General features: G+C 62.7%; 9 protein-coding genes. 7 read left to right on the plus strand and 2 right to left on the minus strand.

The window, feature by feature from the left end; genetic code table 11:
• Window positions 1-187 precede the first annotated feature (187 nt).
• The 6 genes from HKK53_RS20725 to HKK53_RS20750 all read left to right on the plus strand — a co-directional run bounded on the left by HKK53_RS20725 (window position 188) and on the right by HKK53_RS20750 (window position 8,488).
• Complete coding sequence (locus HKK53_RS20725; protein ID WP_169372369.1) at window positions 188-1,765, plus strand: glycosyltransferase; 1,578 nt, start codon at window positions 188-190, stop codon at window positions 1,763-1,765.
• Window positions 1,759-3,063 carry a glycosyltransferase gene (locus HKK53_RS20730; RefSeq protein WP_169372370.1) on the plus strand — a complete coding sequence of 435 codons (1,305 nt, stop codon included), beginning with the start codon at window positions 1,759-1,761 and terminating at the stop codon, window positions 3,061-3,063. Before HKK53_RS20725 ends, HKK53_RS20730 begins: the two co-directional genes overlap by 7 nt.
• Complete coding sequence (locus tag HKK53_RS20735; protein WP_169372371.1) at window positions 3,060-4,214, plus strand: acyltransferase family protein; 1,155 nt, start codon at window positions 3,060-3,062, stop codon at window positions 4,212-4,214. Before HKK53_RS20730 ends, HKK53_RS20735 begins: the two co-directional genes overlap by 4 nt.
• Window positions 4,208-5,029 (plus strand): class I SAM-dependent methyltransferase, encoded by an 822-nt coding sequence (locus tag HKK53_RS20740; protein ID WP_169372372.1) that lies wholly within the window; start codon window positions 4,208-4,210, stop codon window positions 5,027-5,029. Before HKK53_RS20735 ends, HKK53_RS20740 begins: the two co-directional genes overlap by 7 nt.
• A 134-nt stretch (window positions 5,030-5,163) precedes the next feature.
• On the plus strand, window positions 5,164-6,360 hold the full coding sequence (locus HKK53_RS20745; RefSeq protein ID WP_169372373.1) for a DUF3142 domain-containing protein: 1,197 nt from the start codon (window positions 5,164-5,166) through the stop codon (window positions 6,358-6,360).
• On the plus strand, window positions 6,347-8,488 hold the full coding sequence (locus tag HKK53_RS20750; RefSeq protein ID WP_169372374.1) for a hypothetical protein: 2,142 nt from the start codon (window positions 6,347-6,349) through the stop codon (window positions 8,486-8,488). Before HKK53_RS20745 ends, HKK53_RS20750 begins: the two co-directional genes overlap by 14 nt.
• A gap of 3 nt (window positions 8,489-8,491) precedes the next feature.
• Here the strand turns inward: HKK53_RS20750 and HKK53_RS20755 are convergent, their stop codons facing one another.
• The gene (locus HKK53_RS20755) at window positions 8,492-9,121 is read right to left on the minus strand and encodes a LysE family translocator (RefSeq protein WP_169372375.1); all 630 of its coding nucleotides are present in this window, start codon (window positions 9,119-9,121) and stop codon (window positions 8,492-8,494) included.
• Window positions 9,122-9,266: 145 nt separating this feature from the next.
• Between HKK53_RS20755 and HKK53_RS20760 the strand changes: the two genes are divergently transcribed.
• Window positions 9,267-9,743 carry an Lrp/AsnC family transcriptional regulator gene (locus HKK53_RS20760; protein WP_169372376.1) on the plus strand — a complete coding sequence of 159 codons (477 nt, stop codon included), beginning with the start codon at window positions 9,267-9,269 and terminating at the stop codon, window positions 9,741-9,743.
• Window positions 9,744-9,786: 43 nt separating this feature from the next.
• Here HKK53_RS20760 and lpdA read toward each other — a convergent pair whose 3' ends face one another.
• The gene (lpdA, locus tag HKK53_RS20765; RefSeq protein ID WP_169372377.1) at window positions 9,787-11,187 is read right to left on the minus strand and encodes a dihydrolipoyl dehydrogenase; all 1,401 of its coding nucleotides are present in this window, start codon (window positions 11,185-11,187) and stop codon (window positions 9,787-9,789) included.
• Window positions 11,188-11,281: the final 94 nt, after the last annotated feature.

An 11,281-nucleotide genomic window follows, 5' to 3' on the forward strand; every position in this document is an offset into this window, starting at 1 on the left:
CACGATTATCCAGCGTTCGTCCGGGGTGTTACGAAAGTCGTTTCCAGACCCCGCGAAGCTGACCATTAAAACAAGAACGTAGACGGGCAAGAAGACGATGGACGACGGCCGGTAAGTACCGACTCGATCCGTGGCTTTGCCGTCATAGAGTGGGGCCGCCGGGTTGGCGGTTTCATCGTGGGATGCCATGAATTTCATTCTTTACTCGGACGTCAACGACAGTTCCATCAGCCAGAGCCTCGGTCGTCCCGAATACAGTTACTACTTCGTGCTCAAGGCGTACCGGCCGGTGCTCGAAAGCCTGGGACGGGTCCATGTGGTGTCCTCTGTCGCCGAGGTCGACCCCCTCTATCGACAACTGCTCGCCGCTGGCGAAGACAGCCTGTTCCTGTCCTTCACGCCACCGCAGAAAACCCCGGACGACCTGGAATGCCCGACGATTTGCGTGGTGGCCTGGGAGTTCGACTCGATTCCCGATGAGCAGTGGGACAACGACCCCCGCCAGGACTGGACGCAGATGCTCGCGCGCCAGGGGCGGGTCATTACGCTTTCCAGTCATACCGCCCGGGCGATTCGCCGGGCCATGGGCGAAGACTTCCCGGTGCTGGTCTTGCCGACGCCGTTGTGGGAAAACTTCGCCGACATTCGTAGTCGACATACCAGCGCACCGGTGAACCCCGGTTCGACCCTGGACATCAAGGGCTGCATCTTCGACACCCGCACCCTCGGGCTCAGTGCCGATGCGCTGATTCCGGTGCCGCCGACCGCCGAGGAACTGGCGGCGCGGGAAGCCGAACTGGAAGCGGCGAAGCCGCCACCGCTGACCCTGAAACGGCGCTTCGTCATTGCCCGCCACTACCTGCATATGTGGCGTCGGGACATGGGCAAATCACTGCCGATCCCGGTCCATCGCACGCACTTCCTGAGCCAGTGGTATTGGGAAGGCGTCCGCGATCTACTGTCGGACACCGCCCATGCGCGACTGGCCGAGTACCTGCCGGCCATCGCCGGCCCGCAGACGATTGCCGTGCCCGAGCCCGAACCACGAGTGTGGCCGGACACCACCGCCCGAGTCGAAACCCGGGTCGATGGCGTGGTCTACGCCACCGTGTTCAATCCCAGGGACGGTCGCAAGAACTGGCATCAACTGATCACCGCCTTCTGCTGGGCCTTCCGCGAAACGGATGACGCCACGCTGGTGTTGAAGATTACCCAGAGCGATCTGTCGTCCTACTACGACGAACTCATGACGTTGCTCGCGCAGTTGTCGCCGTTCGCCTGTCGGGTGGTGGTGATGCACGGCTACCTGGACGATCCGCAGTACGCCCGGCTCTACGAAGCGGCGAGTTTTTACGTCAATGCTTCACGTTGCGAAGGCCTGTGCCTGCCGCTGATGGAGTTCATGGCCAGTGGCAAACCGGTGATCGCCCCGAACCACACGGCCATGGAGGACTACATCGACGAGAACGTGGCGTTTGTGCTCAAGTCCAGCGAAGAGCTGACCATCTGGCCGCAAGACACTCGCATCATTTACCGCACCCTGCGCTATCGGCCGGACTGGGGCTCGCTGAAAAGCGCCTACGAACACAGCTACCGGATGGCCAAGGCGCAACCGCAGGACTACCAGCGCATGTCCCGGGCCGCTGTCGAGCGCATGCACGATTACTGCGGGTTCGCCCCGGTGCAGCAACGCCTGGCGGATTTCTTCGGGCTGGCGCCACAGGCATCGACGTCGGCAACCGTGATGGATAACGCCTCATGCTGATCATCATTCATTCGGAAACCAACCGGCACACCATCGCCAAAAATCTCGGTCGTTCGGAGTACAGCTATTACTTCGTGCTCAAGGAATACCGGCCTGTGCTGGAACGATTGGGGCAGGTCATCGAAGTCAGCGATCCGCAAACCGAAGTCGATGCCCTGTACCTCGACTGCCTGGCTCGCGGCGAAGACTGCGTATTCCTGTCGTTCTCGCCGCCCCATCGCACGCCGGTACATCTGGCCTGTCCGACCCTGGCGGTGTTCGCCTGGGAGTTCAGCACCATTCCCAACGAACCGTTCGCCGGTGAGCCGCGCAATGACTGGCGCACCGTGTTGCGGGCTTCAGGCGCGGCCATCACGCACTCCAGCTACACGGTTAACGCCGTGCGCGAGGCGATGGGCGCGGATTATCCGATCGTCGCCGTGCCCGCGCCGGTGTGGGACCGTTTCGCCGCCCGTGGCGCGCAGTTGCAGCGTCAGCCGCTGGCCCGTCAGGTGGCGTTGAAGATCAAAGGGGTGGTGGCGGACAGCCGTCAACTCGATCTGCAAGCCTTCGGCCCGGAGCACTTGCGCAGCGGCGAGGGCATCGATTTCGAGGCGCCGGCCAGCGAACACGAGATCGTCCTCGACGGCGTGATCTACACCTCGGTGTTCAACCCCAGCGACGGGCGCAAGAATTGGGAAGACATGCTCAGTGCCTTCTGCGTGACCTTCCGCGAAGCGCAAGACGCGACCCTGGTGCTCAAACTGACCCACCACGATGCCGAGGAAGCGCTGGCCGACATCCTTCATCACTTGTACAAAAACCAGTCTTACCGCTGCCGCATCGTGCTGATCTATGGCTACTTGGCGGATGCGGATTACGAGCGCCTGGTCGAGGCCACCAGCTACGTGGTCAACACCGCCTATGGTGAAGGCCAGTGCCTGCCGCTGATGGAGTTCATGTCCTGCGGCAAACCGGCGGTAGCGCCGCGCACGACGGCGATGCTCGATTACCTGGATGCTGACAACGCGTTCCTCATCGACACCACGGACGAACTGACGGCCTGGCCCCACGACCCGCGCCGGGCCTTTCGCACGTTGCGCTACATCACCAACTGGGCGTCGTTGTGCACGGCGTACCGGGCCAGCTATGAGGTGGCCAAGGGTGATTCCGAACGTTATGCACAGATGTCCGCCCATGCGGTGGCCAGTCTCAAGACCTTCTGCAGCCAGGCCACCGCCGAGCAACGCCTGAACGTCTTTTTTGCCGATTTGTTCGAAACCCGCGCTGCATCTGCCGTGGAAACCCCCGAGACATGACCAGCAAACGGATCATGGACATCGAGCTGTTGCGCGGCATTGCGGTGCTCGGCGTGTTGTTCCATCACCTGACGGGCAGTCTGTTCACCGACCCGGTGCCGCTGCTGGAAAAAATCCACGGCTGGGGGCAGCCCTGGTGGGGCGTCGATCTGTTTTTCGCGATCTCGGGTTTCGTCATCGCCCGCAGCCTGATCCCGGCGTTGCAAGGTTGCCGCACACGCCAGGAATACTGGCAGCAGACGCGCAACTTCTGGCTGCGCCGGGCCTTTCGCTTGTTGCCGTCGGCGTGGCTGTGGCTGGCGCTGATGCTGCTGGCCTGCGTGTTGATCAACCGTTCCGGGGCGTTCGGCACGTTGCACGCCAACCTGCAGGCGACGCTGGCCGGGGTCGCGCAGTACGCCAACTTCCGCTTTGCCGACAGCTTCTATAACTATGAGTACGGCACCAGTTTCGTTTACTGGAGCCTGTCGCTGGAGGAGCAGTTCTACCTGCTGTTCCCGTTGCTGATCCTGCTGTGTCGCAAGCATCTGGTCTGGGCCTTGCTGGCGTTGGTCGCGGTGCAGTTGTTGACCTTGCGCACGCCGATCCTGATGGTGGTGCGCACCGACGCATTGGCCCTCGGCATCCTGTTGGCGATGTGGAGTGCACGCCCGGATTATGTGCGCTGGGAGCCGACTTTCTTGCGCCGGCCCTGGGCCGGGGTGTCGTTCCTGGTGCTGATGGCGTTGGCGCTGAGTGTGATGGCCACTGATCGCTTCACCTTCACTCATTACCGGATCGGCGCGATTGCCGTGCTCGGCGCGGTGCTGGTGTGGGTCGCGTCCTACGACCGTGACTATCTGTTGCCACGGGGCCTGTTGAAAAATCTGATGGTGTGGGTCGGCAGTCGCTCCTACGGGATTTACCTGATCCACATTCCCGCCTATTCGTTGGTGCGCGAGCTGATCTTCCGCTTGCAGGCGGCCGGTCTGCCCAGCCCGGGCGGCCATCCGATCCTGACCATCCTGATCGCTGGCGGGCTGATCGCCCTGTTAAGCGAATTCAATTACCGCTTCGTCGAAATGCCCATGCGCAATCGCGGCGCCTCGCTGGTGCAACGCCTGAGCACGTCCCGAACTGCCGTCACATCCTCTGGAGCTACCTCATGCTGAGTATTTTGAAGAAACTCACGGCGGGCGCGCCCGCTCCCGCGCAGCCCGTGGCACCGGTCGCCGACAAGGTCGACCCGTATATGCTCGGCCTGCACGATGCGATGCTCAGCGGCTGGTTCAACCAGGAAACCGGCGAGCTGTTCACCGGTTTCCCGGTGACGGCCGAGGACACCTTGCTCGACGTCGGCTGCGGTGACGGCGGCAACGTGCATTTCTGCGGCATGCGCGGGGCCAAAATCATCATTGCCGACATCGATGGGGCCAAGGTCGAAGCGACTCGCCAGCGCCTGGGCGACACCCCGGCCCGCGGCGTCGAATGCCACGTCACCGACTGCAACCCATTGCCGATCGCTGATGCGACCGCGACGCGCGTGGTGTCCACCGAAGTCATCGAGCACGTCGACGATCCGGCACAGTTCCTCGCCGAGCTGGTGCGGGTCGGCAAGCCGGGGGCGCTGTACTTGCTCAGCGTCCCGCACCCAAGCTCCGAGGATTTGCAAAAGGACATCGCCGCGCCGGAGTACTTCCAGAAGCCCAACCACATTCGCATCATCAGCGAAGAACAGTTCAAGGCAATGGTCAGCAACGCCGGGCTGGAAGTACTGAGCCATAGCCAGTACGGCTTCTACTGGTCGATGTGGATGCTGTTGTTCTGGGAAGCCAAGGTCGATTTCAGCAACGCCGACCACCCGCTGCTCAACCACTGGGCCAATACTTGGCAGGCGATCCTCGATTCGCCACGGGGCGCGCAGATCAAGCAGGCGCTGGATGCGGTGGTGGCGAAAAGTCAGGTGATCATCGCCCGTAAGCCCTAGCGGCGATTCACTGTGGGCGCTTTTGTGGCGAGGGGCTTGCCCCCCTCGCCACAAAAGCCCTCATGCCACAGGTTATCTGTCTGACCTGAGACTGCATTACCCTGTAGCCCTGTTTTGTAAGGGTCAGGGATTTCATGTCGTTTTTCGTTCGCCTCTCGGCCCTGCTGGCTGCGATGTTGTTGCTGAACAGTTGTGAGCAACACAACGCCGCGCCACTCGATCAACAACTCTATGTCTGGCAACGGCAATGGACCCCGGCCCACGAAGCCGCACTGCGGGACAGTCGTGCCGATTTCTCGACCTTACGCGTGCTGGCGTTGCAGGCTTTTCCCAAGGAAGGCTGGAAGCGGGCGCGGATCGATCCGGCGTTGCTCAAACAGGATGCGCGGCCGCTGATTGCGGTGATTCGCCTGGATGGCCAGCTCAAGGCGCTGGATCAGGACGAGGTCATTGCGCAAGTCCGGCAAGTGCTTGGCGACTGGCAAACCCAAGGCTTGACCGTGGCCGGCGTGGAAATCGACCACGATGCCGGCAACGCTCGACTGCCGGCCTATCGAGCCTTCCTCACGCAGCTGCGCGCCGCACTGCCAGCCTCCTTACCGCTGGGCATCACCGCGTTGCCGGCCTGGCTCGACAGCCCGGAACTGCCCGGGTTGTTGGCGACAGTCGATAGCAGCGTCTTGCAGGTGCATGCGGTCAGTGATCCGCGTCGGGGTTTGTTCGACGCGGATCAGGCCCGGCAATGGGCCAAGGCCTGGGGCCGCGTTACGGTTAAACCGTTCTATCTGGCCCTGCCGGCCTATGGTGTGGCGTTGTTGCCGGGGGCCAGCGGCGCACCGGTCGTGGAAAGCGAAGTGCCCATCGAACGCGGTGGTGAGCGCCGGGAGCTGTTGGCCGATCCGCTGCAATTGAGCACGCTGGCCCTGGACTTGCGCAACGATCCGCCGCCGCACCTCGCCGGGCTGATCTGGTTCCGCCTGCCGTTGGCTGGTGATCGCCGTGCCTGGAGCCTGACCACCCTCGGCGCCGTGGCCCGCGGCGATGCCCTCGACAGTCGCCTGCGCCTGCAACTCTCCGAACAGGGCGGCCTCTATGACATCGCCGTCACCAACCAGGGCAATCTCGACAATGCCTGGCCCGAACGCCTGACACTGGCGGTGCAAGGCTGTGACGGCGCCGATGCGCTGGCCGGTTATGCGTTGCAACAAAGCCCGGATCTGCTTACCTTCACCCGGCTGCGCGACGGTCGAATTGCCGCCGGCGGACAACGCGCTATCGGTTGGGCACGCTGCACTCATATTGATCAAGGAGCTTCGAATGTTCACCCGTAACTGGCCCCGCCATCTGCTCTGCCTGAGCCTGGGTTTGCCGCTGGGTTCGGCGCTGGCCTGCGGGCCGGATTTCCCGATGCGCCTGCTGGATGACCGGGCCGAGTCACTGGCGGAGTTGCCGGAAGGTAACTTCAAATTCGAGATCAATCGCCTCGGGCATGCCATCGCCGGGCTGAAAAATGTCACGACCGCCACTAACACCCCGGACAACGGCTACGGCGAGACGCCGTCCTACACCGCGCAACGGGACAACGCCGAGCAAACCGGTTTGAGCGCTGAACAACAGGCGCTGGTCAAGCAGTTGCGCAGCCTGACCGATGCGCATCAGGTGGAAGTTCAGGGCGCGAGCCTGCCGGTTGATCTGCGGCTGTACCTGGCAGGCGCCGTGGCGTTCAACGCCGGGGATCATCAGGTCGCTGCCGAGTATTTCCAGAAAGTGCTGGCCCTGCCGGCGGAGCAACGGCCGTTGCGCAGCACTTGGGCGGCGTATTCATTGGGTCGGGCGCTGTATGAAATGAGTGCTGAGGCAGACGCCGAGCCAGATCTGTTGGCCCAGGCGCAAAAAGCCTTCGAGCAGACTCGCCAGCTGAGCATCGATGGCTTCAGCGATCCGCTGGAACTGGGCGTCGCCAGTCTCGGCGAAGAAGCGCGAGTCGTGCGCACCGCGGGTGACTGGAACCGCGCGATCGAACTCTATGCCACGCAAAACATCCACGGTTCGGCGGTGGGTTACGCCTCGCTCAAGCAGTTGATGGGCGAACTCACGGCATTGCCCGATGCTGAATTGACTGCGTTGCTCAAAGGCAAAACCGTGCAGCAATTGGTCACTGCGTCGTTGCTCAGTCGCGTTGGCTGGTCATTTGGTGAACAACCGCCGGGCGAGAAAAAGCTCATTCAATTGCTGCAAGGCAGCACCCGCGGCAGCCTCGACAATGCCGATCGCCTGGCCGCCCTGAATTATCAACAGGGCGACTACGCCAGCGCCAAGGCCTTCGTCGAACACGCCGGCGACGGCGGCCTGGCCTGGTGGGTGCGGGCCAAACTGGCGCTGCGCGAGGGCGACAAAACCGCGGCCACCGCAGCCTATGCGAAAGCGGCCCAGGCGTTCCCGCAGAATGAATCCTGGGGCGAGCGGCCCACGCCTGATTGGGATTTTGAAGGCATCATCGTCCAGCCCAAATGCCGGGTCGAGGGTGAGAGCGCGATCCTCGCCTTGCAGCGCGGTGATTACCTGCAAGCCTTCGATCAGCTCTATCGCAGCAAGGGCATCTACTGGCTCGATGCGGCCACCGTTGCCGAGCGAGTGCTGACCGTGGATGAACTCAAGCATTACGTCGACACGCAAGTGCCGGCCGTACCGCCGCAGACCCAGGCGGAACGCGACAACTATGTGCCGTTGCCGGTGGCCGCGAGCCTGCGCGATTTGCTCGGGCGGCGGTTGTTGCGTGAGGAGCGTTACGACGAAGCGCCGGGCTACTTCGACAACGTCGATCTGCAGAACAAGGCCAAGGCCTACGCACAGTTACGTCAAGAGGCCGACGCTGCCTGGTGGCCCACCACTCGGGCCGCCGCGTTGTTCAACGCCGGTGCCTTGGCGCGGGAGTGGGGGATGGAGATCCTCGGCTATGAGATGTCGCCGGATTACGCCAGTTTGTTCGGCGGTAACTACAGCCTGGAGACTGCCGAGCTCAAAGTCGGACCGCTAGTGTCCGAGGGCGAAGTCCAGCGCCAACAGGCCAGCGCGGCTCAGCCAGACGTGCGCTTTCACTACCGATTCGTCGCCACGGCCTTGGCCAGTCGCGCCGCCGACAATTTACCCCACACCAGTCAGGCTTTCGCCGCAGTGCTGTGCGCGGCGTCGGGGTGGAATTCCAGTCTTGAGGAGCAAAGCGCGTTCTATCAACGCTACGTCAAGGAAGGCCCTTACGTGACCTGGGCCGCAGACTTTGGCCATCAGTGCCCTTCTCCGGACTTTCAAAACGCCAGCAAACGCTACGTGACCCAGGCCACGGATTCCGTGCGTTCGACGCTGCGGCCGTACAAGAAGCCGGTGCAGATTGGCGCAGTGGTGATCGTGGTGGCGGCGGCCTTGTTGCTGATCAACCGCCGTCGCCGTAAGGCGCAGTAACGTTCAAGCCTGTTGAACAAAGGTCAGCCTCACCGCGAAGCCGATCAACAGGCTGCCGAACAGCCATTGCTGGACCCGTTGGGCCGATGGACTGCGTTGCAGCCAGCGGCCCAGCGCGGCGCCGACCAGTGCGTAGGCGCTGTCGAACAGCAAGCCAACGCCGACCAGCATCACGCCAAGGGTAGCGAACTGCGCGAGCACCGGCCCTGCCTGGGGATTGATGAACTGCGGCAGCAACACCGAGCAGAACAGCAACGCCTTGGGGTTGAGCAGGTTGGTCAGCAAACCGCGCTGGATCGATTCGCGCCAGCGTGGTTTTTCGGCCGTAGTGCCAGCGCCATTCAGGTTCGGCAGCATCGTGCTGCGCAGGCATTGAATGCCGATCCACAACAGGTACGCGGCCCCGGCCAGGCGCACCACATCAAACGTCCAGGGCGCCGCTTTGAACAGCGCCGCCAGCCCCAGCGCCGCCAACGCCACATGACAACCCCGCGCAATCCCCAGGCCAATCGCCGTGGCCAGCGCCGCGCCTTTGCCCTGGCGGGCACCGGTTTGCAGCAGCAGGATCATGTCCGGCCCGGGCAACAGATACACCACTGCCAGCGCCATGAAAAACAGCCAGAGTCCCGCCACGTTGCACCCCATTCGTTGTCGATTTGGTAGGGTCAGTCTAGGGCGGGAGGGCAGGGCAGGTGCTTGCGTAGTTCGCTTCTAAAACCGTTTGGATTGGCATAACCTGCCACGTTATGACGCACTGACTATCGGAATCTGCCAAACCATGAAACTGGACGCCTACGACCGCAAGATCCTCGCCGCTCTGCAACGGGACGGGCGCCTGAGCAATGTGCAATTGGCGGATGAGATCGGTTTGTCGGCTTCACCGTGCTTGCGCCGAGTGCGGATGCTCGAAGAGGCTGGGGTGATTCGCGGCTATCAAGCCAACCTCGATCGCGACGAAGTGGGGCTGGGGCTGACGGTGTTTGTCGGGGTCAAGGTCGAACGGCACAACGATGAACAGGCGGACGCGTTTCGCGAGGCGGTGACGGCGCTGCCGGAGGTGATTTCGGCGTTTCTGGTGTCCGGGGAATCGGACTTTCTGCTGCAAGTGGTGGTGCCGGACCTGCGCGCCTATGACCGGTTCCTCACCGGGCGGTTGCTGAAGTTGCCCGGGGTGAGTGATATCCGCAGCAACTTTGCGATTCACACGGTGAAGACGCCAGGGGCGTTGCCTTTAGAACATTTACCCGCGAGCTAGGATCGTTCCCACGCGGAGCGTGGGAACGATCATCTGCGAAAAATTACATCTGCGTCGCCATCCCCTCCACATTCATCGCCGCCTGGCGCAACGCCTCGGAGCGGGTCGGGTGCGGATGGCAGGTCAGGGCAATGTCCTCGGCGGAGGCGCTGAACTCCATGGCCACGCAATATTCGCCGATCATTTCACTGACGCTCGGGCCGACCAGGTGCACGCCGAGGATTTCATCGGTGCGCTCATCGGCCAGCACTTTGGCGAAGCCTTCGGTCTCGTGATTGATCTTCGCCCGGCTGTTGGCGGTGAACGGGAACTTGCCCACCTTGTAGGCGCGGCCCTCGGCCTTGAGCTGTTCTTCGGTCTTGCCGACGCTGGCCAGCTCCGGTTTGGTGTAGATCACGTTGGGGATCAGGTCGTAATTGACCTCGCCGGCCTTGCCGACGATTTGCTCGACGCAGGCCATGGCTTCGTCTTCGGCCTTGTGCGCGAGCATCGGCCCGGACGTGACGTCGCCGATCACCCAAATGCCAGCCGCCTCGGTACGGTGCCCTTTGTTGGCGAGCATGCCGCGTTTGTCGGTGGCGAGGCCGACGTTCTCCAGCCCCAGGCCTTGGGTGTAAGGCCGGCGCCCGATGGCCACCAGCACGTAATCCGCTTCGAGCAACTCGGCGGTGCCCCCGGCGGCGGGTTCGACGCTGAGCTGCACGCCGTTGGCCGAGGTGGTGGCGCTGGTGACTTTCGAACTCAACTTGAAGCTGATGCCTTGCTTGGCCAGCGAGCGCTGCAGGGTTTTACCGGCCTCGCCGTCGACACCGGGGCAGATCCGGTCGAGAAACTCGACCACCGTCACCTGCGCGCCCAGGCGCCGCCAGACCGAACCCAGCTCCAGGCCGATCACCCCGGCGCCGATCACCACCAGATGCTTCGGCACTTCAGCCAGGGAAAGCGCGCCGGTGGAGTCGAGAATGCGTTGGTTATCGATGTCCACGCCGGGCAGGGGAGTGGGCTCCGAGCCGGTGGCGATGATGATGTCCTTGGCGCTCAGCTCGGTCTTGGCACCCTGGCTGTCGGTGACAGTGACCTTGCCCGGCCCGTCGATATGGCCCCAGCCTTTGATCCAGTCGACTTTGTTCTTGCGAAACAGAAACTCGATGCCCTTGGTCAGCCCGGCAACGCTTTCATCTTTCTGCTTCATCATTTGCGCGAGGTTAAGGGTCGGTTTGACCTCGATCCCCAGGTTGGCAAATTCCGCGCCCATGGCTGCGTCATACAGTTCAGAGGCGTGCAGCAGCGCCTTGGACGGCATGCAGCCGACGTTCAGGCAGGTGCCGCCGAGGGTGACGCGGCCTTCGACGCAAGCGGCTTTGAGGCCCAACTGGCCGGCGCGAATCGCCGCGTTATAACCGCCCGGGCCTCCGCCCAGAATCACGATGTCATAGGTGCTCATGCTGTTACTCCTGGAGTGAAGGGACCGGATCGATAACCGTAGCTGTTGATAAAAATTACGAGCGTAATATGTGCGTTGCGCGGTATTTCGGTCA

The organism is Pseudomonas sp. ADAK7, from assembly GCF_012935675.1.
In the GTDB taxonomy this organism is placed as follows: domain Bacteria; phylum Pseudomonadota; class Gammaproteobacteria; order Pseudomonadales; family Pseudomonadaceae; genus Aquipseudomonas.

Coding starts and splice junctions, on each gene's coding strand:
- HKK53_RS20725 (WP_169372369.1), top strand. CDS start 188: ATGAATTTCATTCTTTACTCGGACGTCAACGACAGTTCCATCAGCCAG.
- HKK53_RS20730 (WP_169372370.1), top strand. CDS start 1,759: ATGCTGATCATCATTCATTCGGAAACCAACCGGCACACCATCGCCAAA.
- HKK53_RS20735 (WP_169372371.1), top strand. CDS start 3,060: ATGACCAGCAAACGGATCATGGACATCGAGCTGTTGCGCGGCATTGCG.
- HKK53_RS20740 (WP_169372372.1), top strand. CDS start 4,208: ATGCTGAGTATTTTGAAGAAACTCACGGCGGGCGCGCCCGCTCCCGCG.
- HKK53_RS20745 (WP_169372373.1), top strand. CDS start 5,164: ATGTCGTTTTTCGTTCGCCTCTCGGCCCTGCTGGCTGCGATGTTGTTG.
- HKK53_RS20750 (WP_169372374.1), top strand. CDS start 6,347: ATGTTCACCCGTAACTGGCCCCGCCATCTGCTCTGCCTGAGCCTGGGT.
- HKK53_RS20760 (WP_169372376.1), top strand. CDS start 9,267: ATGAAACTGGACGCCTACGACCGCAAGATCCTCGCCGCTCTGCAACGG.
- lpdA (WP_169372377.1), bottom strand. CDS start 11,187: ATGAGCACCTATGACATCGTGATTCTGGGCGGAGGCCCGGGCGGTTAT.